Source organism: Paraburkholderia sediminicola (assembly GCF_046026895.1).
Taxonomy (GTDB): Bacteria; Pseudomonadota; Gammaproteobacteria; order Burkholderiales; family Burkholderiaceae; genus Paraburkholderia; species Paraburkholderia sediminicola_C.
In genome coordinates this window covers 34,915-59,382 of the sequence record NZ_JAQQEU010000024.1, presented here as the reverse complement: position 1 = coordinate 59,382, position 24,468 = coordinate 34,915, and the positions used below count along the sequence as shown (strand labels likewise).

General features: G+C 62.8%; 17 protein-coding genes and 1 pseudogene. 6 read left to right on the top strand and 12 right to left on the bottom strand.

All coding sequences use genetic code 11. The annotated features are described in order from the left end of the window. Nucleotides 1–100: 100 nt before the first annotated feature. Entirely contained in the window at nucleotides 101–2,494 is a 2,394-nt protein-coding gene (locus PQR02_RS18510) for a glucose/quinate/shikimate family membrane-bound PQQ-dependent dehydrogenase (protein ID WP_408233822.1), read from the bottom strand. 786 nt (nucleotides 2,495–3,280) lie between these two features. On the opposite strand from PQR02_RS18510, the gene PQR02_RS18505 reads away from it, so the two are divergent. The 6 genes and pseudogenes from PQR02_RS18505 to PQR02_RS18480 all read left to right on the top strand — a co-directional run bounded on the left by PQR02_RS18505 (nucleotide 3,281) and on the right by PQR02_RS18480 (nucleotide 10,892). Beyond that, a complete protein-coding gene (locus tag PQR02_RS18505) occupies nucleotides 3,281–4,243 on the top strand; it encodes a DUF4238 domain-containing protein (protein ID WP_408233819.1) in 963 nt (320 codons plus the stop codon). Nucleotides 4,244–4,347: 104 nt separating this feature from the next. Continuing rightward, nucleotides 4,348–4,818: pseudogene (locus PQR02_RS18500) on the top strand (amidohydrolase family protein); the annotation flags it as partial. 111 nt (nucleotides 4,819–4,929) lie between these two features. Then, complete coding sequence (locus PQR02_RS18495; protein ID WP_408233816.1) at nucleotides 4,930–5,760, top strand: p-hydroxycinnamoyl CoA hydratase/lyase; 831 nt, start codon at nucleotides 4,930–4,932, stop codon at nucleotides 5,758–5,760. Nucleotides 5,761–5,838: 78 nt separating this feature from the next. Next, nucleotides 5,839–7,290, top strand: a complete 1,452-nt coding sequence (locus PQR02_RS18490; protein WP_408233813.1) for an aldehyde dehydrogenase — start codon at nucleotides 5,839–5,841, stop codon at nucleotides 7,288–7,290. A 106-nt stretch (nucleotides 7,291–7,396) separates the two neighbouring features. Beyond that, nucleotides 7,397–9,319: a feruloyl-CoA synthase gene (locus PQR02_RS18485; RefSeq protein WP_408233810.1), complete on the top strand. Its 1,923-nt coding sequence runs from the start codon at nucleotides 7,397–7,399 to the stop codon at nucleotides 9,317–9,319. Between the two features lie 439 nt (nucleotides 9,320–9,758). Continuing rightward, nucleotides 9,759–10,892, top strand: coding sequence for an MFS transporter (locus PQR02_RS18480; RefSeq protein WP_408233807.1), 1,134 nt, complete (start codon nucleotides 9,759–9,761; stop codon nucleotides 10,890–10,892). 147 nt (nucleotides 10,893–11,039) lie between these two features. Here the strand turns inward: PQR02_RS18480 and PQR02_RS18475 are convergent, their stop codons facing one another. The 11 genes from PQR02_RS18475 to PQR02_RS18425 form a co-directional block, all read right to left on the bottom strand. After that, nucleotides 11,040–12,380 carry an ATP-grasp domain-containing protein gene (locus PQR02_RS18475; RefSeq protein ID WP_408233804.1) on the bottom strand — a complete coding sequence of 447 codons (1,341 nt, stop codon included), beginning with the start codon at nucleotides 12,378–12,380 and terminating at the stop codon, nucleotides 11,040–11,042. A gap of 10 nt (nucleotides 12,381–12,390) precedes the next feature. Further along, a complete protein-coding gene (locus tag PQR02_RS18470; RefSeq protein WP_408233921.1) occupies nucleotides 12,391–14,904 on the bottom strand; it encodes a tetratricopeptide repeat protein in 2,514 nt (837 codons plus the stop codon). A 431-nt stretch (nucleotides 14,905–15,335) separates the two neighbouring features. Then, the gene (locus PQR02_RS18465; protein ID WP_408233801.1) at nucleotides 15,336–15,737 is read right to left on the bottom strand and encodes a hypothetical protein; all 402 of its coding nucleotides are present in this window, start codon (nucleotides 15,735–15,737) and stop codon (nucleotides 15,336–15,338) included. 293 nt (nucleotides 15,738–16,030) lie between these two features. Continuing rightward, nucleotides 16,031–17,863 (bottom strand): pilus assembly protein TadG-related protein, encoded by a 1,833-nt coding sequence (locus PQR02_RS18460; protein WP_408233799.1) that lies wholly within the window; start codon nucleotides 17,861–17,863, stop codon nucleotides 16,031–16,033. Beyond that, nucleotides 17,860–18,537 carry a TadE/TadG family type IV pilus assembly protein gene (locus tag PQR02_RS18455; RefSeq protein WP_408233796.1) on the bottom strand — a complete coding sequence of 226 codons (678 nt, stop codon included), beginning with the start codon at nucleotides 18,535–18,537 and terminating at the stop codon, nucleotides 17,860–17,862. The genes PQR02_RS18460 and PQR02_RS18455 overlap by 4 nt, the downstream gene beginning before the upstream one ends. Beyond that, complete coding sequence (locus PQR02_RS18450; protein WP_408233793.1) at nucleotides 18,534–19,028, bottom strand: TadE/TadG family type IV pilus assembly protein; 495 nt, start codon at nucleotides 19,026–19,028, stop codon at nucleotides 18,534–18,536. Before PQR02_RS18450 ends, PQR02_RS18455 begins: the two co-directional genes overlap by 4 nt. Further along, on the bottom strand, nucleotides 19,025–19,933 hold the full coding sequence (locus PQR02_RS18445; RefSeq protein WP_408233790.1) for a tetratricopeptide repeat protein: 909 nt from the start codon (nucleotides 19,931–19,933) through the stop codon (nucleotides 19,025–19,027). Before PQR02_RS18445 ends, PQR02_RS18450 begins: the two co-directional genes overlap by 4 nt. Continuing rightward, a complete protein-coding gene (locus PQR02_RS18440; RefSeq protein WP_408233787.1) occupies nucleotides 19,930–20,892 on the bottom strand; it encodes a type II secretion system F family protein in 963 nt (320 codons plus the stop codon). The genes PQR02_RS18445 and PQR02_RS18440 overlap by 4 nt, the downstream gene beginning before the upstream one ends. Beyond that, on the bottom strand, nucleotides 20,889–21,863 hold the full coding sequence (locus PQR02_RS18435) for a type II secretion system F family protein (RefSeq protein WP_408233785.1): 975 nt from the start codon (nucleotides 21,861–21,863) through the stop codon (nucleotides 20,889–20,891). Before PQR02_RS18435 ends, PQR02_RS18440 begins: the two co-directional genes overlap by 4 nt. Further along, nucleotides 21,860–23,248, bottom strand: coding sequence for a TadA family conjugal transfer-associated ATPase (locus tag PQR02_RS18430; protein WP_408233782.1), 1,389 nt, complete (start codon nucleotides 23,246–23,248; stop codon nucleotides 21,860–21,862). The genes PQR02_RS18435 and PQR02_RS18430 overlap by 4 nt, the downstream gene beginning before the upstream one ends. Beyond that, the gene (locus tag PQR02_RS18425) at nucleotides 23,248–24,468 is read right to left on the bottom strand and encodes a CpaE/TadZ family protein (RefSeq protein WP_408233780.1); all 1,221 of its coding nucleotides are present in this window, start codon (nucleotides 24,466–24,468) and stop codon (nucleotides 23,248–23,250) included. The genes PQR02_RS18430 and PQR02_RS18425 overlap by 1 nt, the downstream gene beginning before the upstream one ends.

Sequence of the window (24,468 nt, the reverse complement as noted above, 5' to 3'; positions counted from 1 at the left end):
GAGGCGGATTGGAACCCCGTACGCAAAGCGGCCCAGCGGCCGCTTCGCGTCACGGCCCAACTATCGGGACCCGCAACGCAGAGGCATCGCGCATCCACAATCAGGGCAGCGCATAAGCCATCACATAGTCGCCCAGTTTGGTGCCAAACGAGCCGTGCCCGCCGGCCGCGATCACCACGTACTGTTTGCCGTTTTCTTCGTAAGTCATCGGGGTCGCCTGGCCACCCGCGGGAAGACGGGCCTGCCACAGCATGTCGCCGGTCTCGGTGTCGAACGCGCGGATGAAGTTGTCCGCTGTGGCGCCGATGAAGAACACGTGACCCGCCGTCGTCATTGGACCACCCAACATGGGCATCCCCATCTTGAACGGCAACGGTAGCGGCGCACTGTCGCGCACCGTGCCGATGCGCCTCTTCCACACAATCTGGTTGGTCTTCAGATCGACGCCCGACACGTAACCCCACGGGGGTTGCTTGCACGGCAAGCCGGTCGGCGAGAAGAACGGATTCAGCTCGACTCCGAACGGCGTGCCGTATTGTGGTTGGATGCCGGTTTCCGTACCGCTGCCACCAGCGGCGTCGCTAGCCGGTTCGATCGGATTGCCCGGACCGCGCGGTATCAGCTTCGAGACGAAGGGCAGGGCGATCGGGTTTGCAATCGCGATCTGCCGATCCGTATCCACGGCGAGGCCGCCCCACTCGAACATGCCGAGATTGCCGGGGAAAACCAGCGTGCCTCTCTCCGAGGGCGGCGTGAACGTGCCGTCATAGTCGAGTCGCTGAAACAACACGCGGCACACCAGTTGATCGAACATCGTCGCGCCCCACATGTCGGCGCCTGTCAGCTTTCTTTCCGGACGGAACGTCAGATCGGAGAACGGCTGCGTCGGCGACACATGATCGCCCGTCGCGGCGCCTTGCGGGACCGGCCGCTCGGGCGCCGGCACGACCGGCTTGCCGGTGCGCCGGTCGAGTACGAAGATGTTGCCGCTCTTCGCCGGCGCATAGACGACCGGTACCACATTGCCCGAGTGATCGGTGATGTCGGCAAGCGTCGGCTGCGCCGGCAAGTCCATATCCCAGAGATCGTGATGGACGGTCTGGTAGAACCATGCGAGCTTGCCCGTGGTCGCGTTCAGCGCCAGCAGTCCGCTCGCGAAGCGTTCCTGCGCCGGCGTGCGGTTGCCACCCCAGATGTCCGGCGTGGTGACGCCCATCGGCAGATAGACGAGATCGAGCTTCGCGTCGTAGACGGACGGCGCCCATGAATTGGGCGAGTTGAGCGAATAATGCTGTGCGAGGCCGGGCATCGTATTCGGATCTTTTGCACCGGGATCGAATGCCCACAGCAGCTTGCCCGTGGTGACATCGAAACCGCGAATCACGCCGGACGGCTCGCGCGTCGAGTAGTTGTCTTCGACGGCGCCGGCGATCACGATGACCTTGTCGGTGATGACCGGCGGCGAGGTCGGTTCGTATTGACCCGCTGTCGTCACCGGCTGTCCGACCTGCAGATCGAGGTCGCCGTGGGTCGCGAAGTCCGGACATAATTGGCCGCTCTGTGCGTCGAGCGCATACAGATGGCCGTTGTTCACCGGCAGGTAGATCCGGCGCGTACACATCGCAGACCCCGCCGGCGCCGCCGTCTGAGCGTTGTCGCTCGAACCGGCAGCTGTCAGGTCGTGGTAAGACACCCCGCGACAAGTGACGTGCTGGAAGCTCGGATCGGTCTTCAGCTTCGGATCGAAGCGCCATTTTTCCTTGCCGGTCGCCGCATCCAGTGCGAACAGGATCTGGTGCGGCGAGCACAGATACAGCAGGTCGCCCACCTTGATCGGTGTGACCTCGCTGGTAATCTCGCCGGGATCGGTCGAACGCTTCATGTCGCCGGTGCGGAATGTCCACGCCTCTCGAAGATCTTTCACGTTGCCCGTGTTGATCTGCTTGAGGGGCGAGTAGCGTGTGCCATGCTGGGTACGGCCGTACGCGGGCCAGTCGGCGTCGGCGGCGCTTGCGGGGGTGACGGCAGCCGGCGGTGCGCCCGCGCGGCTCAGCGTGCCGTGGAGTTCCTGCGGATCGTTGAATACCGCATAAACCATGAGCGCTACGCTGAGGATCACCGTGACGCCCAGCGCGATGGCCGGCGTCTTCGGCGACGCGTCGAAGCGGCGATAGACGAACGGTAGCAGCAGCCAGATACCGAAGAGCACCAGCACGTCCAGACGCGGCGCCAGCGCCCAGAAGTCGGTGCCGACCTCCCAGAGCGACCAGCCAATCGTGCCCAACAGCAACAACGCATAGAGCGCGAGTGCAAGGGGCCTGCGGCGTTGGACCAGAATGGCGGTGATCAGCATCAGAATGCCGGCGACGATGTAGTACGGAGACCCGCCGGTCGCCGCCAGCCAGGTACCGCCGACCAGCAGGTATATCCCCGACAGGGCCGCAAAGACGACGGTCAGCACACGTGCTATCGAAAAAGAGTCGGATCTTTGCATCCTGATACCTCCGGCGGAATGGCGCAGCGAGGAGAGGCGAACGCCCGTTGAGCGAGTTGACTTGATCTCTCTAGGTTAAGACGGACGTTCTCATCAGCGCTAGCACGATTTATACCGCGCAGCGCTCAATACGACGGCTTACACGGCCACTAATACACGAGTAAGCGAATCTATGCCGTCGGGGATTTGACCCACGGTTCGCAGGCTATGCTTCACCACAAAACGCTGGGAAAACCCACAGAATACGGTCGTCCCAAAAGCAGGGCACGCTTGCCCTGTCTTACCATCCTCTGACTGCCGCTGGCTCGTATGATCGCTGTCCAGGCCGGCGTTGATCGCAGCACCGCGGACCTGTGACGTGTATTTTAAGCGTCGCCTAAATTGTAGACGGGCGCACTGTCCGAGATTCGAACCTCTCTGATTGCTCTGCGATGATATTCCGATCGTGCGCGGCTGAAGGGTTGCCGTTGCGGCTGCGCAATCATCGCTGGCACAAACCGTTCGCCTTTTCAGTATCCATGTGGCCATGTGTTTGTTGCATCAAGATCTGCCCGAACGATGGAATAGTTGCCCCTGCCCAAACGTTTAGGTGACGTTCGAACTGATGGCAACCTCCGATGAGGTGAATTGCCTCTATGGGGCGCGCCATCCGGGCGATAGCGCTGCTTTCGAGGTAGATGCATCGAGGCCGACCATCCATCGCTGCCAACATCCGATTGATTCCACAGGAGTGGGTTGTCATTGCCAGGCGACTCTGGCGTCAGACGCCAAACCCACGCGTATGCCATGGAAAGCAACGAAGGCGGACAAGTCCGCGACCATCTTTACGCTCCTCAATGCTATCTCGCAGGATTCGCCCGCAACCGCAGCGAAGGATCACGGCTGTATGTAGTGGACTCGACAGCGACACAAGGCTTTTTCACAGAGCTGCAAAACGTCGCGGTGGACCCTGACGTCGGGCGCCTCGTAGCTGCCCTTGAGAACCCGAAGCTTTTCGGTTCGAGTTACGCGGAGTTCGAGTCGAAACTAGGCCCCGCATTGGTCCGCACCGATGCCAAGGGCGACTTTCAGCATCACGCAGACCGCGCGATCATTCTCGGACTGGTTGCCATGCTGGCTGTGTGCAATCCGGGCCGCAAAGAGATCACACGCCACCTGAAGGTGCAGGAAACCCGCAGGCAGTTGGAACTTGCTGTTGAAAATCGTCAGCGTTGGGAGTCGCAGAAAAGAAAGGCGGCGGAGGCCGGCGTCGAGGGCGCAGCAGACCTCACCTACGAGAAAGTCGTGGAGTTAGTCGAGCGAGGCGACTTTACCATTGCAGTGCCCACGACCGAATACGTTGATCAGGATCTCAAGTCCCTGAACACCGTGTACAACCTCCTGCATCGACGTAGCTGGATTGTTGCGAGGGCTGCGCATGGTTCCGGCGGGTTCGCGACTTCGGACCGTCCCGTCACGCTATGCTGGGACGATAAGGAAATGGAGGGCGGATTTTACCCGCCGAGCTTCGGACTTCTCGGTACATCAGTGTTTTGCCCACTTTCAAAGAGGCTGGCGATCCGCGGGCGCTTCGACGGCCGCGCTGATGCTATCGAATTGCCGGCCAACGCGGTTGCCGGTATCAATTCAAGGACAATCTTTTATGCGGATCGGCAAATCTACGCGGAGAATGACAGGTTCCGGTTCTTGGACCGGCATCTTGTCATGTGCTATGGGCACGATCTCCTGTCCATGCTATGGCAACCTTGATGGAGCCGTTCACCCGTTTGACTGCTAAGTTGCCCTTCGTTGCACGAGCGCCGATGCGGCCGGCACACTGAACGGGATGCAAGCCGAGAAAGTCCGCGTGTCGTTTGCTAGGGCCATACAAAATGCCCGCGGTGTTTCACAGCGGCCACTGCGGAATGGGGAGCGGCATGCGCGGCGGTGGCGGCCTGCTCCTGAAGTACTCGGAGCCCATTCACCTCGATGAAGTCGCGGCCGACTTTCCCGACATGAAGGTGGTGATCGCACACCCTTCCTGGCCGTGGCAAGACCGGGCGCTGTCGATCTGCCTGCATAAACCCAATGTCTATATCGATCTGTCCGGCCGGTCGCCGAAGTATTTCGCGCCGCAGCTGATCCAGTACGCGAACACGCTGCTGCGGCACAAGAGGTTGTTTGCGTCCGACTTCCCGCTGATTCGCCCGGATCGCTGGTTGAGCGACTTCGAAACAGCGGGTTTCCGGCCCGAAGTGCATTCGTTGATTTTGAAAGAGAACGCGATCGATCTGCTGGATCTGCGCGCACCCGCATCCCCTCGGTCCATACTGAACCAGGGGTAATTACCAAGAATTGAAGGATTGTTTGTCAGGTGACCTGATACTATACTTTATCTCAGGATGCCTGATATTAGACACCGGGCGAAATCTCACCTATACGCAGGAGTGAAGAGCATGGCTAGCTACGAAGGTCGCTGGAAAACGGTAGACGTGAAGGTCGAGGGTGGCATTGGCTGGGTGACGTTCAACCGTCCCGAGAAGCGCAACGCGATGAGCCCGACGCTCAATTCCGAAATGCTGCAGGTCCTCGACGCGCTGGAACTCGACGACGCCGCGCGCGTCGTGGTGTTGACCGGCGCAGGTGCGGCGTGGACGGCAGGGATGGATCTGAAGGAGTATTTTCGCGAAGTCGACGCGGGCCCCGAGATTCTGCAGGAGAAGATTCGCCGCGACGCCTCCGAATGGCAATGGCGCCGCTTGCGCATGTATGCGAAGCCGACCATCGCAATGGTGAACGGCTGGTGCTTCGGCGGCGGTTTCTCGCCGCTGGTTGCATGCGATCTCGCCGTGGCGGCGGACGAAGCCGTGTTCGGCCTGTCCGAAATCAACTGGGGCATCCCGCCGGGCAATCTGGTCAGCAAGGCTATGGCCGATACGGTCGGACACCGGAAGGCTCTGCACTACATCATGACCGGCGACACCTTCACCGGTACTGAAGCCGCTGAAATGGGCCTCGTCAACAAGAGTGTGCCGCTTGCGCAACTGCGCGAGGAAACGCTCGCGCTCGCCGCCAAGCTGCTGGAAAAGAACCCGGTGGTGCTGCGCGCCGCGAAGCACGGCTTCAAGCGTTCGCGGGAGCTGACCTGGGAACAGAACGAGGACTACCTGTACGCCAAGCTCGATCAGGCGCAATTGCGCGATCCGGAGCACGGCCGTGAACAGGGTCTCAAGCAGTTCCTCGATGACAAATCGATCAAGCCGGGCTTGCAGGCATATAAGCGCTAAGCGCGCCGCGCGGGCAGCCGGAACGCCGCCAAAGTGTGCGCTCCGGACATCACACAAACATGCGAGGGGACATTGATCGTGAGCGAAGTGAGTATGTTGATCGGCGGCCAGGATCGCGCCGCTTCCAGTGGCGCGACGTTCGTGCGCCTGAATCCGGTGAGTGGCGAAATGGCGTCGCGCGCACCCGCTGCGACGCTGGCCGACGCCGATGCCGCCGTGGTCGCCGCTGCCGCTGCCTTTCCCGCCTGGTCCGCGCTGCTGCCGACCGAACGTCGAGCACGCCTGCTCAAAGCCGCTGACTTGATGGACGCGCGGACTGGAGAGTTCATTGCGCTCGGTATCGCCGAAACCGGAGCGATGGCGAACTGGTACGGGTTCAACGTGCATCTGGCCGCCAATATGCTGCGCGAAGCCGCCGCGATGACCACGCAGATCGACGGCAGTGTGATTCCGTCGGATACGCCGGGCAGCATGGCACTCGCCGTGCGCCAGCCGTGCGGTGTGGTGCTCGGTATCGCGCCCTGGAACGCGCCGGTGATTCTCGCGACACGCGCGTTGGCCATGCCGCTGGCGTGCGGCAATACCGTGGTGCTGAAGGCGGCCGAGGCGTGTCCGGGTGTGCATCGACTGATCGGCACAGTACTGCAGGAAGCCGGGCTCGGCGACGGCGTGGTGAACGTCGTGACCAATGCCCCGGAGGATGCGGCCACGATTGTCGAACGGCTGATCGCGCACCCGGCCGTGCGCCGCGTGAATTTCACGGGTTCGACGCACGTGGGGCGGATCATCGCGATGCATGCGGCGAAGCACCTGAAGCCCGCATTGCTCGAACTCGGCGGCAAGGCACCGTTGCTCGTGCTCGACGACGCCGACCTCGATGCCGCCGTCGACGCGATCGCGTTTGGCGCTTTCTTCAATCAGGGGCAAATCTGCATGTCGACGGAGCGTGTGATCGTGCATCGCAGTGTCGGCGATGCGCTGGTCGAAAGGCTCGCAGCGAAGGCTCGCACCCTGGTCGCACGCGCACCCACCGACGACCGCGCCGTGCTCGGCTCGATGGTGAGCGCGCAGGCGGCGCAACGCGTCGCGGCGTTGATCGACGATGCGCGCAGCAAAGGCGCGACGGTTCTGGCGGGCGGGCCGGTGGAGGGCGCGATCATGCAGCCAACGATCGTCGACGGTATTCAACCGGACATGAAGCTGTATGCAGAGGAGTCGTTTGCGCCGGTTCTGACGGTACAGCGCGTGGATAGCGACGACGAAGCCGTGCGTATTGCCAACGATAGCGAGTTCGGTCTTTCGGCGGCGGTATTTAGCCGCGACATCGCGCGTGCGATGGCGGTGGCGAAGCGGATCGAATCGGGGATCTGCCATATCAACGGCCCGACCGTGCACGACGAAGCCCAGATGCCATTCGGCGGAGTCAAGAGCAGTGGTTATGGCCGCTTCGGCAGCAAGGCCTCGATTGCCGAGTTCACCGATCTGCGCTGGATCACGATTCAAACCGGGCCGCGTCACTATCCGATCTAAGACGTACGCTGCAGATGCAAGGTATCGAAGCAAGGCAACCCGGCAGATAGCGCAGAGCTCGCGCGCATTGCGAGGCGCACGACCGCCGACAGAGGAGACAGACAAGGTGAGTTTCGAGCCGACTCAAACGGAAAAAACAGATGCGGGTCAAACGGGCGTCGCGACTGAGCCGGTCGCCGCCGCGCTGTCGTATCGCGGCGTGCGGGTCAGTTCCGCGCCGCCGCATGTGCGCCGCGACGGCGAGCATTGGTATCTGCAATCGACCGAGCGGCTTGGCGACTATCCGCACAGCCTGACCGAGCGTCTGGTGAGTGGGGCGGGAGCGCATCCCGAGCGCTGGCTGGTTGCCCGGCGCGGCACCGACGGCGCGTGGCGGGGCATCAGCTATGCGCAGATGCTGGCGGATGCCCGCGCGATCGGGCAGGCACTCCTGGATCGTGGTCTGGGCGCCGATCGGCCGATCATGATCCTTTCGGGCAACAGTATCGAGCACCTGCAGATCGCGTTGGGCGCGATGTTTGCCGGCGTGCCCCACGCGCCGATTTCACCGGCGTATTCGCTGGTATCGGACGATCACGCCAGGTTGCGCTATGCGATCGGACTGCTTACGCCGGGTGCGGTGTTCGCAGCGGACGGTGACGCGTTCGCTGCCGCGATCGCGGCAGCCGTGCCGGACAATGTCGAAATCATCACGCACAGTGGCGCCGTTGGCCGGGACAGCACACGACTCGCCGAACTCCTGCGGACCGTGCCGACTACCGTCGACGCCGTCCACCACGCGATCGATACGGATTCGGTTGCCAAGTTCCTGTTCACGTCGGGCTCGACGCGGCTTCCGAAGGCCGTGCCGACTACGCATCGCATGTTGTGTAGCAATCAGCAGATGCTGCTACAGACCTTCCCGGAATTCGGCATCGAGCCACCCGTGCTGATGGACTGGCTGCCATGGAACCATACCTTTGGCGGCAGCCATAACGTCGGTATTGCGCTCTACAACGGTGGCACGCTCTATATCGATGACGGAAAACCGGTCGGCAGGAATTTCGCCGAAACCGCGCGAAATCTGCGAGAGATCGCGCCGACGATTTACTTCAACGTTCCAAAAGGCTGGGAAGAACTGACCATCGCGCTCGAAAGCGACGCCGAGTTGCGCGAGAGGTTTTTTTCACGCGTCAAACTTTATTTCTTCGCTGGCGCCGGACTGTCGCAGGCCGCGTGGACCCGGCTCGAACGCGTGACCGAACAATACTGCGGCGAGCGGATCCGCATCATGGCGGGACTCGGCATGACCGAGACGTCGCCGTCCTGTCTTTTCACGACGGGACCGGTCATGCGCGCGGGCTACATCGGCGTGCCCGCGCCCGGCTGCGAGGTCAAGCTCACGCCGGTTGACGGCAAGCTCGAAGCGCGGTTTCGCGGTCCTCACGTGATGGCGGGGTACTGGCGCATGGATCCGCATGCCGGCGCGGGCACGTTCGACGAAGAGGGCTTTTACTGTAGCGGCGACGCCGTCACCTTTGTCGACGCACAGCGTCCCGAGATCGGCTTGATGTTCGACGGCCGCATTGCGGAAGACTTCAAGCTGAGCTCGGGAACCTTCGTGAGCGTCGGGCCGATGCGCGCGCGCGTGCTATCGGAGGGGGCGCCCTATGTGCAGGATGTGGTTGTGACGGGCATCAATCGCGACGACGTCGGTTTGCTCGTGTTTCCACGCCTCGACGAATGCCGTGCGCTCGCCAACCTGCCGGCGACCGCGGGCGCAAAAGAGATCGTGGAGTCCTCGCGTGTACGCGGCTTTTTCGCGGATATGCTGGCGCGATTGAATCGCGGTGCGACCGGGGGCGCGAGCAGCATCGCGCGTTTGCGCTTGCTCGATGTACCGCCGTCGCTGGACCTGGGCGAGGTCACCGACAAAGGCTCGATCAATCAACGCGCGGTGCTCGCACAACGAGCGGATTCAGTCGAGGCGATGTACGCATGCGGTAACGACGATCCCGCCGTGATTTACGCGGCTGCGAAGGCACGTTGAAAGACGCCTGCTGGTTGCGTCAGCAGGCAACGAAGCGTTGATTGGTAGCGCTGCGATGCGGTGATTGTTTTCGAGGCCTTCAACGAGGGCTACGCGCATACGTCATGGCAGCTCTGATGGCATGCGGCGCATTGCTGGTCGTATTCGTGCGGACTGCTCAAGCGTTTTCAATTTCAAACCGCGGCCCCTTGTTTCAGCAATGCCGAAGTGACGACTTGGACGTGACCATAGCAATCGAGAAGCGGTTGCGATAATCTTCAGCGTGCTCGCCGGATCGACCGTCGCTGCCGAACCGGTTCAGGAATATAACCAAGGGGTTCGATTCACGATGTCTGACCGAAGCGGTAGTCAATCTGTGACGATGCCTGACCGAACTGGTGGTCAATCTGCATTGCGTCAGGTTGGAGCTTCGCGGTTTTTTCTCGGCGCAACGATTGCAATGTTTCTGTCGGGTCTCGGCACGTCAGCGGCTGCCCCACAGATCGTTCTATTCCTCGTGAAGGAACTCGGCGCCTCGCTGCCGTTGGCGGGATTCTATTACTTGACCAGCCTCGCAGCACCAGTCGCGGGGTATTTCGTCGGCCGCTACTCCGATCACACCGGGAATCGCCTCGGTCTTTTTCGCCTGTGTGCTGTGGCGGGCTTTCTGGGCTGGGCGGGGTTGGCCCTCTCTACTTCGGTCTGGATGCCCTTCATCATCGCCGTCGCGTTGCTGGCCGTTTCCGGTGCTACCGCCTCGCAAATTTTTGCGGCTGTCCACGATGAGCTCAGTGAAAAGCCCGACGACGCAAATGAAAGTGTTGTTGCCATCATCCGTATGGCGCTTACCGGCGGATGGATCGTCGGGCCTGTCCTGGGAGCGTGGGTGGCAGCTGCCTATGGCCTGCGCCCCATGCTTTGGATGACCGCCATCTGCATGCTTCTACAGATCGCACCTCTCGGAACGCTGAACCCAACCGTCAAGCTCAGGCCGGAGTCGGCGAGTGAGCCCGCGCGTCGCGCCAGCCTACGTGCCATGCTTCCACTGCTGAGCTTCACGGGACTCTTCGTCCTGGTCTACGCAGGAGAGCCGGTGAAGTACGGATACCTGCTGATCTACATGCAGGAACAGCTCAAGCTAAGTCCGGCCGTACGGGGAGCGGTCATCGGGATACAGCCATTCATCGAGCTGCTTATCATGCCTTTCAGCATCGGGCTGGGCCGCAAGCTGGGTAATGTGTGGTTGATGTGTATCGCGGCCGCGATGGGGGTATTGGCCAATCTTTGCTTTGCGCTGTGGTCGTCCGCAGCGGGAATGTTCGCTGGACAGATCCTCATGGGGGGTGTCTGGGGCATCTTTATGGTTCTGGGCATCATCGTGGCTCAACGCCTGCTACCCAACGCGGTAGCGACGGCGTCAGCAATCTTCATGAGCTCGACGGCTCTCGCCTCGGCGTTAGGCGGCGTCACGGGTGGTTTCGGGGTTGCATTGTTGGGCCTTCCCTATGTCTTCCTGCTGCCAGCGCTCTTCGGGGGTATTGCCGTTATCGGACTGGCATGGATGGCACGCGCCGAAAGCTTCGAGGTGTATTGATCTCGGCCAGTTACGTCACGCGCTTCACGATCGCGTCAAGGCAGTCCTTCGACGCGAGCTGCGCTACTGATAGATGGGTGGTTCGGCGAGCAGACCGGACAGGGCAGCGCGGCGCCCGATCACGTCGGCTCTGCGTGACGACGTAAATCACGCGGGCCCGGCATGAGAGACAGTTCGGCGAATCATCATCTGCTCGAAAGCGTTCACGATGCGTTGTACCTGACCGTTCTTGTGCATCAACGGACCGTCGTGGCGTTCGTAGTGCACCAGCATCGCCGCGTTGGCTTCGAAGACGAACACGCGGCCGTCCGGCAAGATCGTGAAGTCGATGCCGGCGTAATCCAGCGCGAGCCGTTCGCCGATCTTCGCGATGGCACGTAACGCGCGCTCGCCGATCGCGCCACGCGGGTCGTCGAGAAACCGGCGCTCTTCATCGAGCTTCCACGCGTGCGCCTCCATTTCCGCCGAGAAGTAGTGGACCATCCAGTGTGGCGAGATCGCGAGATGATACGCGAACGGCTCGCCGTCGATAAAGATCATCCGGTACTTGCGATAAAAACCGTCCGCGTCACGCGTATCGTGGAACGCGCTCAGGTAATGCGCGCGGTCCATTACGCGTAAATGCGCGTCAAGTGTGTCGAGGTCGTCGCAGCGCACGAGGCCATCGCCGCCATGCGAGGCAAGCGGCCGCAACAACAGCGGAAACGTCAACCCGTTATCGGCGAGGCGCTGCGCGAGCGGCTTTTCGGCGCCAATCGGCGCGACGCCGGGCACGCACTGCGCGCTCACCACGTCGCTCACACCATGCAGCAATTCAGGCAGCCGATGCCGCCGCGTGCGCGCCACCGCGGCCGAGCGGTTGAGCACCGGCCGCGAAGTGCGCGACTCGAACTGGGCGAGGCGCCTGGCGATCGGCTCCGCGATGTCCGGATCGCCGATCGCGTTGAACACGAGGTCGAATGGCGGAAGATTGGCGTCCTCGTCGTCGAGGGCGTGATCGATTGCGTATTTGATGCGGCAATTGACCGTACCTGACAGCAACGCCGCGAACGGCACGTTGCCGGTGCCGCTGCCGGTACACAGAATCAGCACGCGGCGTGTCTCGCCGCCGGTCTGCTCGATGAACACGCGCTGGTTCTTGTACGCGCGCTCGCGGCATGCCGCGGCCTCGTGATCGTCGTCCTGCCCGGCGTGGATCGCCGCCAGATTCAACCATGCGACGGCCGTCTCGGGATCGATATCGAGCACGAGACGATACCAATGCGCGGCGGCCTCGTAGTCGCCCTTCATGAAATAGCCGGTGGCGACGTCGCACACATGGCGCGTTTGTGCGACGGACGGTTGCGCGGCGAAAGCGTCGAGCATTTTTGCGGCGATCAGATTCGCCAGCGCGGCGAGTTCGTCGCCCGTCGTGCGGCAGATTTCGGCCTGCTTACGGTAGAACGCAGGATCGAGTTCGCGCGGCGCGTGGGTATCTTCGATGGACATGGGACCTCCGTCAGCGCAACGCGGGCGCGGCTGGTGACCGGACCGCATCAGCCTCAGCCCCGGCAGATCGCGCCACCGCGCCAGGTTCATCGCCGAACCTCGCGACAGCCAATCGTTGCGCCGTATCGCACCATTGCCGCCATAGCTGCCGGTACACCGCTTCGATGCCGGCGGCGAAGCGCGCGCCGTCCATCAACGGCGACGCGACGAGGCGCGCACGCAAACTCTCGCGCAAACCGCTCAGGCGGGGCAGATCGCGTGCGAGTCGAACTGCGGTGTCGACAAAGTCCGCGTCGCTATGCGTGACCAGTTCGCCGAGACCCAAATTCATGGACTGACTGAGACCGGCTCTGCCGACCGCCGTTTCGCCGACCCGCGTCACGATGGGCACGCCCATCCAGGTCGAGTCGAGACTCGTCGTGTGGCCGTTATACGGAAACGTGTCGAGACCGAGGTCGATCTGATGATAGGTGCGCAGATAATCGGCGCGTGGCTGGAACCGTACCAAGCGCACGCGCCGCGCCGCGATGCCATGCTGTTCGAGCCTCGCTTCGAGTCGGGCGCGGGCCGAGCCTTCAGGCGCCATCAGCAGGAGCCTTGCATCGTCGACAATGCGCAGCACCTGTGCCCACAGACTCAGCGTCCGATCGCTCAGCTTGCAAGGATTATTCAGGCATCCAAACGTAATGTAGTTGTTCGAAAACGCGGGCAATGCGTTGACCTCAGGCGTATCGGTCAGCGGGTCGTAGCACCAGAACGAAGCCGGCAGCCGAATAGAGCGTTCGCTGTAAAACGTGTCGCTGCCGGGGGGGTCCAGCCACGGATCGGTCAGCCGGTAGTCGGTTGCTTCGATGCCGGTCGTGCCGGGATACGCGAGCCACGCAATCTGCACCGGCGCGGGCTTGCGCGCGAACAGCAGGGGCCGGCCACCGGCCATGTGCATCGTCAGATCGATCAAAATGTCGATCCGGTCTTCGCGGATGTGTTGCGCGAGCCGTTCGTCGCTGAGTTCGCGCACGTTGCGCCAACTGTCGGCATGACTGGCAACGCGCCGGGTCACGCCGTCCTCCCGCTCGACGCTCGCATAGCAGATGATTTCGAAGCCGCTGTGATCGTGGTGCGCGAGAAGCGGCATCATGAACAGCGCCTGACAATGGTCCCGGAAGTCCGGCGACACATAGCCGATGCGCAAGCGGCGCGTGGGCGACGGCTCGTTGTCGTGCGGCGAATGAGTGTTGCGCAAGGGCGCTTCGTGGCGCGCGGACCAGCGGCGGCATTCGTCCAGCATCGCGGCGGGACTTCGCGCCTGGAACGTCAACGAGTAGGCGAGGTTGCTATGCGCGACCACGTTGCACGGATCGAGTGCGAGCGCGCGCCGATAAAGGTCGATGCCTTCGTCGATCGATCCTTGATCCTTCAGCACGGTGCCCAGATTGTTGCAGGTCGCCGAGTGGCGCGGGTCGATCGACAACGCTATACGCAAGTGAGCTTCGGCGTCGTCGAGCCGGCCGAGCGTGCGCATCAGCGTGGCCGCGTTGTTGTAGGCCGCGATGAAATCGGGCCGCAGCCGGATCGCGATCCCGAACGAGCGCGCGGCGTTTTCAGTCTCGCCCAGTTCCTTGTAGACGTTGCCGAGATTGTTGTACGCGTCGGCGTGAGCGGGCTCTTGTTCGATCGCGCGTCGATAGTGGCGCAGGGCGTCGCGCGGCCTGCCGAGCGACTGGAATACGTTGGCGAGGTTGTAGGCGGCTTCGGGAAAGCTCGGGTCGAGTTCGATCACGCGCATGAGCAAGGCCGCCGCGTGCTCGAAATCGCCGCGCTGGTGTAGCGCGACGCCGAGATTGAGCAACGCGCACGGCGACATCGGCGCGACATGGACCGCGTCGCGCAGCATCGCGATGGCTTCGTCCAGTTGACCGCGTGTCTGCATCAGCGTGCCCAGATTCGTGAGCGCGGTTTCGTCGTCGCCGCGTAGGGCGAATGCGCGTCGATAAGCGGCTTCGGCCAGCTCGATAGCCCCAACCTGCCGATGACAATTGCCGAGGTTGCTCAACGCATCCACGCGCGATGGCTCGAGCGCGAGCACGGATGTGTAGGCTTCGATCGCGCCGGCATGGTCGGTCACCGCTTGCAATGCGGTGGCCAGCGAGAACAGCACGTCGGCCGATTGCGGGTTGAGATCGAGCGCACGGCGGTATGCGGCGATTGCGCCGGAGAAACGGCCGGCGGCGGCGTGTACCAGGCCGCGCAGGTGGTGGCAGCGGGCGTCGTTCGGCGCGTGAGCAAGCGCGGCGTCGAGCCAGACCAGCGAGGCATCATGGGCCCCTAGCTGGTATTCGAGCACACCGAGGCGGAACATCACGTTCGTGTCGCCGGGTTGGTTGGCGAGAACGCATTCGTAGAGCGTGCGGGCGGCGGCAAAATCGAGCGCGAGGTGCCGCTCTTTCGCCTGCTCCAAAGTCTGATTTGCCGCCATGAACGCCGCCAGTCGTTGCGCCGCTATTTGCGGCCTCTCGCGGACGATATCCGGCCGATCCTCACCGGGTGTTACGAAAGTAAGCGCGTAGTGCTGCAGTGGTCTACAGGGCGAAACAATGCTCGCCGTACTGCATGCAATGCGATTGCCCGATTCGTCTTACGGTTGAAAGCGTCGCAAATTGGCGAGTATCGCGATCGCGAGAGGGCACGCGGGCGAAACACATTCGATCGCGATGTGCGTCTAGCTTTCCAGGCGATAACGAACATATTCCAATACGCCTTGCGCATCCATCGGCAAGCCGACAATCGTCGGGCAATGGAAAGGAAGATTGCGTAATTCGTAGGTAATAAGCTTGGGTCGGCCACAGCCAGCGCCACGCCGATTCAATTCCGATAGCCACCACCAGTGGCGCGGTTTGGCTCAACGAATGGTTAGCGCAATGGAAGCGGCTCGTTCGCCCCCGCCGGCGCAATTTGCTACCCGAAAAGCCGCGCCCATGCCGCGCGAAGGCGTCGCGCCCGGTCCTCGAAGAGATATGACGCGGCCAACGTCAAAAGACCGGAGATCGCACCCGTCAAGAAGTGCTCCACGTACGAGATGCGATAGTGGCTAGGGTGAGAGTAAGCGTCACCTATCGTTGTCAGCAAACCGACAATCAGCGCATTGCCATATCGATGCCCGTAGAATCTGGCCGCCGGCGTGAACGTCAGAAATACCGCCAGAAGTCCGGTGAGCAGACCTGTCTGTAATGCGATGACCCAGTGGCCGAGGCTCAAGATGTTGCCCCAACTACCCGGCATACAGGTCATGCACGCGCTGGTCGGCTGCCAGAAACGCTGGATAAACAGCCTGACGCGGCGCTTCCATTCGCTTGACATGATCAATGCTCTTGTCACTGTCGGCACCGCTATGAGGTTCGTCTGCGTGGCGTTCAGGCGTTCTAGCCCTGCACCTGGTAGCGATACTACTCCGAGATCAGACGCGCGCCAGCGATGCCGCGAAATCCGACACTGTCGACGCGGTGTTGGGGCCTCCCGTGTTTCGGATAGACCGGGAACGAAGGGAATGCTGATCAGCTGCCATCGCCCCCTCTCGCGGGCAGGTGAGCGCAACGGCCCGACCCTTTCCCGCGCAAACACGCCGGAGCCGATCGACCGTCTGCCCAGCTTCGTCACTGGGTCAGGCGAAGCACTCCGAGGTTGCCGGCAATCTGCTGGAAGATCGCGTCGAGCGTCGCGTTGGTCGGCGCATGGTAGTAGTTCCCCGGCGACGCGCAGCTTTGCATCGTCTGCTGGGCGACCGAGCTGGACGCATCGCTGCCGAACGTGATCGCGTAGATGATGATTCCGCTGTTCTTCATGGCGGTACAGACACCGAGCTGGAATGCATTGATGTCGGCAACCGATGTCGTCGATCCATTGGAAAGAGCGGTTCCGTCCGTGCGCGTCACGGTCGGCGCTTGCAGCGCGCTGCTCCCGACGCCGGTCAAACCGTTGAACGATGGGGGAGGCATGATGCCGTTCGCGCTGCCCGGATCGTTTTCGCCGTCGGTCAGGACAATCGCAACCCGTTGCAAACCCTGGGTCGCCTCCGGGCGTGGCAACGTTCTGTCTGTCGATACCCAGCCATTGCCATTCGACACATTGTTGGACCAGTCGGACGACAACATGCGCCGGCCCCACAACAAACCTGTGGGGATGATCGTGGAGCCCGCCGCCTGCATGTTTCCGATCGCGGTGGTCAGCGCGTTCGCATCCTTGCTGAGGAATTTCACCGGCTCAATCGAGCAGGGGCTGCCTTTCCCGTTGATGTTGCCGTTCTGATCGTAGGTGTTCGTTTTGGGTTTCCTTGTGGTTGCCTGGCCCCAGGCAGCCGCAATGCCCGACCCGCTTCCAATGCCGCAGGCTGTCGTGGAACCGTTGGTCTGCAAGGTCAGCGGAACGCCGCTGACGTTGATGGGGGTCGAGGCCACGCAATTCTGGCTGCCGCCACTGGTGCTGTTGTAGGTGACAACCTTGAAGCCCGTCTTGGGGACGTTATAGAAGAACGGCGTGAAGCCGGGTATGTCTTTCGGCGCATACGCTTTCGGATAGAGATTGGACGCTGCGTCGCGCGGCTCGACTGCGCAACCGCCCCATCCCGATCCGGTGATACCCGATTGCGCCGTCATCGAAACATTGTTCGGGTTGTAAGTAAAGTTCGGCGTCATCCAGCTGCCGCTCGCAAGCAGCGATCCGCTGACGTTCACCATGGTGGTGAACGGCACGAGTCCAACGTAGGAATTATTGTTCTGCACACCGAGAATATCGTTCACCAGATCCGTGGCCGCGGTTCGCAGCCCCTGAATCTTCGTGCCCTGGGTTGTGTCGCTGCTCGCGTAGTCCGCCATCGAGCCGGTATTGTCGAGCACCAGCACCAATTCGAGCAGGCTTTGCGGCAAACGCAGCGCGGTGTTGCTGGCCGTGATCGTCACCGTGTCGGGCGACGATCCGCTCGAACCGGAGACCGAGCCGGACCCCGAGCCGCCGCTCGACGTGCCAGTACCAAAGATCACCGGCGCGAGCAGCGGAGCGGAGCCCGTGGCCGAGAGCTGGATGGTCTGGCCAGTGGAAGGCACACCGCTGATGTTCGCCGAGAACTGGGCGTCCGGCATCGCGAATTCCATGTAGCCCGACGGCATGTTCGCGTTGTAGTAGGCGCGCGCGTCGGCTTGCCATTGCGTGAGATTGTTGCCAGTGGTCGAGTTGTAATGCGAAAGGTTGACACCCGATGAGAGCGTGGCGACGTCGAGCGCCATCTGAACGCGCGTCTGCGTCATCTCATAGTGAATCGTGTCGATGGCGGTACACATCGAGCCGATCATCAGGGTCGCGCACAACGCGAAGATAACGGTAATGGCACCTTCGTCGCCCTTGAGCAAGGTCGAGAGCGAGCGCGGCTGCGACGGCACCGTGCCGGCGCCCGCGCCGGCGGCGGTTCGTGGCGTGGCGCGAACGCGTTTCATGAGGCCACCAGTGGAAGGGGCTTGCCCATGCGGGGGCGCACATAGACGCGCTCATAGATGAGCTGGGTGCCCGGCGCATTCGTCCAGAAAGGCATGGTCATCGAGAAGGGGGTATAGGAGTAGAAGACCTCGACCACGATCGCCGAATCGCCATTGCGGAACGGCCATGTCGCCGGCAACAGATTGCCGGCGGTTTCCCTAGACTTCATGCCCGACAAGGTCCAGGGGGCGCTCTGCTGCCAGTACTGCTGCGGTGTGCCCGCCGCCATCGAAGGCGGGTTCGGCGGATTGGCCGGATCGCAGCCTATCTGCTGGTCGCAGATCGACGTGATATAGACGCCGCCCTTCGTCTGCAAGCTGTTCGGTGCGGCGATCAGATTCGCGGCGCTCCAGATCGAACCTAGACTGTTCGACGAACTCGTGGTGGGATCGTTGACGACCGACGACATCTGTCCCAGCGAGTCAGCCAGCGTGAAGGCCGTATGCTCGACGAGGCTCACCGCGCGCATGTACATGTAGATCTCGCTGAAGCCGAGCATGATCAGCAGCATCAGCGGCACGATGATCACGAATTCGACCGTGACGCTGCCGCGATCGGAGCGTAGAAGGGCGCGCCAGCGGGCGCGCGGACGGCGGCGCATAACCGGCGGCATGCTGTGTAGGAGGCGAGTCATTTTTCGTTCTGCACCAGATAATTGCGTTGGAACGTCAGCGGCAGGGGCACGCCGAAATATCTCGGCAAACCCGTAAAGCCGTTCGGCAGCGTGACCGTGATCTGGTAGGAGACGACATCGCCAAAGCCACCCATGTTGGTCTGATAGTTCGATGTACCCACGTTGTTGTAAGTGCCGTAATTCACCGTGGTGATCGTCACCGTGCCGCCGATTTTTTGCCAGCCTCCCAGCGTGTTCATCACGATGCTCTGCGCCTGGGCCGCACGCGTGCCGGTGGCCGGCGCCGTCGTGGTCAAGCCCGTGCGCGAAGCGGACTGCGCCGCGATCTGCACCGACGCGTCCACGATCATGTCGAGCGCGAGTTCCACGGTGCCCAACACGAGGAAGAACACCAGCGGCGACAGCAGCGCGAATTCGATCGCTGAAACCCCGCTGTCATCGGCCAGCGCGCCGGTCGGGCCGCGCCTCCACGGCCAGGCCGCCGTCGTCATCGGAGGCTCGCGGCCTGCACCGAAACGCCCGGCACGGCAACCACTTTCGCCGTCCCTGACTGCGGCACGAGACGCTCGCGCTGAATTTCGTAGAAGCGCAAGTTGTCTTGCACCGACGCCTTGGGCAGATCGCGCCCGAGAATTTCAGCGGCCGCTTCCGTATTGCCGAGCAGGCCATACGCGAGCGCCAGATCCTGGCGAGCTTGCGCGGGCGCGGCCGGGTAACGCGTGACGTCGAGCAACACGTTCGCCCCTTCGCGCGGATTGCCGCCGAGGATCAGCGACAAGCCGAGATTCACGCTGAGCATCGGATCGCCGGGATTCATTCTTAAGCCGTCGCGCAGCACGGTCTGCGCGGCCGCGTGATCGCCCGTCAGGTCGATCGCCGCGCCGAGGCCCGCCAACGCCAGCGGGTCGTTCGGCGACACGGCGAGCACGCGGCGATACGTGGCTATGGCGTCGTCGAAGCGGCGCTGATGAATGGCCACGCGTGCGAGGCCGATCAGCGGCGCGGCTGCAGCCGGGTCGATCTTGCTCGCGTGATCGTAGTAGACCGCCGCGCGCGTGAAGTCGCCTACCACGTAAAGCGTATTGCCGAGACCGGTCAAGCCTTCGACCGAACGCGGGTCGGCTTTGACGATCTTGTCGTACAGCGAGGTCGCCAGTTCGAGGTTGCCCGAGTCGAGCGCGGTGTCCGCGATGCGCAGCTCGCTCATGTTGCTCGGCGACGAGTTCCTGATAACCGGCCGCGCCTCGGTGACACGCGCGGTGGTGGTGCAGGCGGCGGTGAGCGCCAGCAGCGAGATGCCGCACGCCATCAGCCCTGTGTGCCGGGCGGCGCGCAGGAGCTTCGTGCCCCGCGCAAAGAGGGTGCATCGAGCGATGGTGTGGGGAGCGGTTTTCATTGCTTGGCAATAGCGTCCATCAGTTGAATAACAGCCGGCCCCGCCGCGATCGCGACGACGGCGGGAAGAATGAACAGCATCATCGGTACGACCATCTTCGGGGCCAGCTTGGCGGCCTTCTCTTCCAGCGAGACGATGTGCGCGAGACGCTCCGTGCGCGACAGCGTGCGCAGTGCCTGCGTGATCGGCGTGCCGTAACGCATGGATTGAGTCAGCGTGGCGATGAGCGCGCGGATCGACGGCAAGTTGATGCGTTCAGCCAGATCGCGAAGCGCGCGCGTGCTGTCGCCGGACAGCTTCAGTTCGTCGGCGGTCAGCGCGAATTCGCTTGCAAGCGGTGGGCAGATCGTCGCGAGTTCGTCGGCCACGCGGCGGATGCCCACGCCGAGACTGTTGCCGGCATTGGTGCAGATCACGAGCAGATCGAGTGCGTCGGGCAGACACGCCGCCATCGCCTTGCGACGCTGCGATGCGCGGAACGCCACGACGTATTCGGGAATGATCATGCCGGCCATGAACACGAACAGCATCAGCATGCCGCGCACGGCCGGGTACGCGCCGATCACCGGAATGTGCGTCCCAAGCATGACCGTCAGCGCGGCGCAAATCAGACCGACTGCGAATTTGACCGCGAGCAGGATCGAGACGGCGGCCCGGCTGCGGTAGCCGCTGCGCAGCATTTCCTTTTGCAGCTTCAGCCGGTATTTCGCATCGAAAAGCGGCAGGCGGTCGCCGAGGATCGCGAGGCGGCGCAGCAGGCGCTGCCGGAAGCTGCTGTCGTTTTCGGGTTCTTCCGTGTGCACGCTGTCCGCGCGCCGGATCAGCGCGGCCTGCCGGGTACGTTCTGCAATCCGGCCGCGCCGGCCGCCGTGCTTCGTCGCCCACCAGATCGCCAGCGCGGCGAACAGTGCGAACAGCATCAGCAGATTGATGAGGGTTTCGACGTTGTCCGGACTCATCTCGACGTATCCAGTTTGGACATCTTGCCGATCACCAACAGCCCGAACGCCATGGAGATCGCGCCGAACGTCAGGAGCTTCTGGCCAGGTGGCGTCTCGAACAGAATGATTAGATAGTTTCGGTTCAGCATGTACATCGAGAGCATGATCACCGCCGGAATCGCGGCCATGATCTTGGTCGTGATACGGGCTTCACCGGTCAGCGCTTTGGTCTTCTGACGAATTTCGCGGCGGGTTCGCACGATCGTGGCGAGTCCTTCGAGGGTCTCGCCGAGCTGGCCGCCCGTTTCGCGCTGTAGCAGCAAACAGACGCAGAAGAACGAGAAGTCCGCGATTTCAATACGCTTGACGGCAACGGTCAGCACTTCTTCGAGATCGAGACCCATCTGCAGCGAGTCGCTCATCAACTTGAACTCGTCACGGATCGGCTCGCTGCACTCGCTCGATACGGTACCGATGACCTGCGTCACAGGAACGCCCGCGCGCACCGCGCGCACGATCAGGTCGATCACATCAGGAAAGCCGTCGAGAAAGCGGCGGCGAAAGCGCTGCACCAGAAAGCCGTACGCGCGGACCACCGCGAACACCGGCAAGCCGACAATGAGCAAGGGCTTGGAGAAGTCGGGCAGCGGCATGAAGCGCGTCATCAGAAGCGCGAGCAGCGCGCCCGTCACGCCCGCCGCGAACGCGATGCGAACGCCTTTCTTTCCGGCGACGGTACGAAGGCGCGCCACTTTCGGGTCGTACCAGCGGCTGAACACGTTCTCCCGTTTGCTGACGGCAAACAGATCCGTGGTGTGCGCCTTGGCGTCCCTGGAGCGAAATTTCTCAGCGGAGAACGTATCCACCATGCGCGCTCTGATCCGCGCGTGCGGTTGCTTTTTCCGTATGTCCTGCACGGTCAGCCACATCACGCCGAGCATCAGCACGATGAGGAATGCGCACGCGGTGAGCAGGTCGATGCGGTTCATGGCCTCATCGCCTCGAGCAACGCTTCTTCAAGCCCGTAATACGCCGCGCGCCCGGCGAACGCCGGCCGCACCTGCGCGGATTCGTAGACGCCCTTGACCTCTTCGCTATAGGCCGTAGGATCGTAGCGAAACGTGAACAGGTCCTGGGTGATGATGACGTCGCCTTCCATGCCGACCAGTTCGGTGATCCGCGTCACCCGGCGCATGCCGTCACGCATCCGCTCGATCTGCACGATCAGGTGCACCGCGCTCGCGATCTGCCGGCGAATCGACAGCAACGGCAGATTGCCGTTCGCCATCATCACCATGCTCTCGAGCCGCGTGATGCCGTCGCGCGGCGTGTTCGCGTGGATCGTGGTCATCGATCCGTCGTGGCCCGTGTTCATCGCCTGCAACACATCGAAGGCTTCGGGGCCGCGCGTTTCACCGAGGATGATCCGGTCGGGCCGCATCCGCAGCGCGTTGCGCACGAGATCGCGCTGCGCGACGCCGCCCAGTCCTTCAGCATTCTCGGGGCGCGTCTCCAGGCTGACGACGTGCGGCTGCACGAGTTGCAGTTCGGCGGCGTCCTCGATGGTGATGGTCCGCTCGCCGAGCCCGATGAAATGCGACAGCGCGTTGAGCAACGTGGTCTTGCCGGAGCCCGTGCCGCCCGACACGATGATGTTGAGTCGGCAGGTGCTGGCGAGCTTGAGCAGATTCGCCATTGACTGCGACATGTTGCCTTGCTGCGCCATTCTGTGAAGCGTGATGTTGCGCTTCGAGAACTTCCGGATCGAGATGGTCGCGCCGTGAATCGCGAGCGGCGGCAGCACGACGTTGACCCGGCTGCCGTCGGCCAGGCGCGCATCGACCATCGGGCTGCTTTCGTCGACGCGCCGGCCCACGCCGGCCGCGATCCGCTGCGCCACATTGATGACGTGCGCGTTGTCGCGGAACTTGAACGGCGTGAGTTCGAGCCGGCCGTGGCGTTCGACGTAGACCTGGTCGGGTCCGTTGACGAGCACGTCGGTAATGGTCTCGTCGGCCAGCAATGGTTGGATCGGCCCGAGCCCGAACATGTCGTTCAGCAATTCGCCGACGATTTGCGCCTGCTCCGCAATCGTGATGTTCAGGTGCTCGCGCTCGGCGATTTCCATCACGAGCTGCTCGACGCCGACCTTCATCTGCTCACGCGTGCGGCCCACCGCGGCGGACGCGTTCATCAGGCTGAACACGCCGGTCCGGATGGTCTTGAACAGTTCCGAGCGGACCAGCGTCTCGTTGCCTTCCGGGCCGTTCACGGGAGCCGCGGGGGCCGGCTCCGGTTCCGGCGCCGCGATGTTGTCCTCGACGGTGACGTCGTCGGTCGTCGCTATCGCGCGAACCTGCTTTTGCCCGAACATCAGCTTCTCCTGAACTTGAGCTTCCGCAAGAAGTTGCGTTCAGCGGCCGCGGGCTGACCCGTGAGGTCATGTCCGATTCGCGTGATGCTCTGGTTGAAGCCGTTCGACGCCTTTTCAACCGGCGGCTCGCCAAGATTCTCCGCAATCGAGATCGCCTTGGACTCGAATTGAATCTCGTACAACGGCGGCCGTCCGACCGCCGAGGTGAAATCGGCCGCCTCGACCTTGCCGGCGCTCGCCGCGTTGGCGTTGTTCAGCAGCAGCGAGGTGGGCGGATTGTTGTCGCGGTCCTCGATAAAACGCAGCCGCCGGATCGTCTCGCGGGTCGAGTGCACCGAGCGTTCGGAGACCAGATAGACGCGTGACGCGAAATCGAACGCGTCGCTCGCCAGCGGATCGGTCATGCTGCCGACGTCGAGAATCACATAGTGGAAGCTGTCGCAGAGCAATTCGAGCACGCGCCCGAGCGCGCCGCTCTTGAACGGCCGCGCGCTGCCATAGTCGAGTTCGGCGGACAGCACGAAGAGCCGCGCGCCTTTAGCGACCAGCGTGCGCTCCACATACTGCGGATCCAGCCGATGCACGTTTTGCAGCACGTCGCTCAAGCCGTTGTTGCTCTTGATGCCGAGCATGCTGTTCGCCGCGCCGCCGTTCAGGTTCAGGTCGACGTAGGCCACCCGGCGGTGGGTGTCCTCGGCCAGATGGCGGGCCACGTTGAGCGCGATCGTGGTCGTGCCCACGCCGCCGCGGGTTCCCGCGAACGCGATCGTCTTGCCGGAGCGGGCCAGCATCACGGGACTGACCTTGCCCTCGGCAACGTTCACGGTGCGCTTGAGCAATTCGACCGTGAGCGGTTTGACCAGATAGTCACGCACGCCGATCTTCAGCAGGCTGCGGAACAGGCCGACATCGTTGCGCTCGCCGAGCGCGATGACCTGAACCGACGGCTCGCACACTTCCGCCAGCCGGCCGAGGTCCGAAAGCGGCATCACCGAGTCGTGCAGATCGATCAGCAGGAATTGCGGCGAGCGCTCGATCTTCGACAGATAGGCGATCGCGTCATTGACGCCGCCAATCGCGACGTGCGTGTGAGGCATCGCCTGATCGAGCACGAAACTCTTGAGCACCTGCTCGGTCTTGCGGTCGTTGACGAACGCAATGAACTCGGCGAGCCGGGTGCCCGCGCTGCTTTTCGTGAAACTGAACTCAATCGTGCCCAT

Bases quoted from the DNA above. Each gene is read 5' to 3' on its own strand.
- PQR02_RS18430 (WP_408233782.1), bottom strand. From the start codon at position 23,248: ATGTTCGGGCAAAAGCAGGTTCGCGCGATAGCGACGACCGACGACGTC.
- PQR02_RS18450 (WP_408233793.1), bottom strand. From the start codon at position 19,028: ATGACGACGGCGGCCTGGCCGTGGAGGCGCGGCCCGACCGGCGCGCTG.
- PQR02_RS18440 (WP_408233787.1), bottom strand. From the start codon at position 20,892: ATGAGTCCGGACAACGTCGAAACCCTCATCAATCTGCTGATGCTGTTC.
- PQR02_RS18475 (WP_408233804.1), bottom strand. From the start codon at position 12,380: ATGTCCATCGAAGATACCCACGCGCCGCGCGAACTCGATCCTGCGTTC.
- PQR02_RS18465 (WP_408233801.1), bottom strand. From the start codon at position 15,737: ATGTCAAGCGAATGGAAGCGCCGCGTCAGGCTGTTTATCCAGCGTTTC.
- PQR02_RS18460 (WP_408233799.1), bottom strand. From the start codon at position 17,863: ATGAAACGCGTTCGCGCCACGCCACGAACCGCCGCCGGCGCGGGCGCC.
- PQR02_RS18445 (WP_408233790.1), bottom strand. From the start codon at position 19,933: ATGAAAACCGCTCCCCACACCATCGCTCGATGCACCCTCTTTGCGCGG.
- PQR02_RS18505 (WP_408233819.1), top strand. From the start codon at position 3,281: ATGGAAAGCAACGAAGGCGGACAAGTCCGCGACCATCTTTACGCTCCT.
- PQR02_RS18480 (WP_408233807.1), top strand. From the start codon at position 9,759: ATGTTTCTGTCGGGTCTCGGCACGTCAGCGGCTGCCCCACAGATCGTT.
- PQR02_RS18495 (WP_408233816.1), top strand. From the start codon at position 4,930: ATGGCTAGCTACGAAGGTCGCTGGAAAACGGTAGACGTGAAGGTCGAG.
- PQR02_RS18435 (WP_408233785.1), bottom strand. From the start codon at position 21,863: ATGAACCGCATCGACCTGCTCACCGCGTGCGCATTCCTCATCGTGCTG.
- PQR02_RS18425 (WP_408233780.1), bottom strand. From the start codon at position 24,468: ATGGGCACGATTGAGTTCAGTTTCACGAAAAGCAGCGCGGGCACCCGG.
- PQR02_RS18510 (WP_408233822.1), bottom strand. From the start codon at position 2,494: ATGCAAAGATCCGACTCTTTTTCGATAGCACGTGTGCTGACCGTCGTC.
- PQR02_RS18455 (WP_408233796.1), bottom strand. From the start codon at position 18,537: ATGACTCGCCTCCTACACAGCATGCCGCCGGTTATGCGCCGCCGTCCG.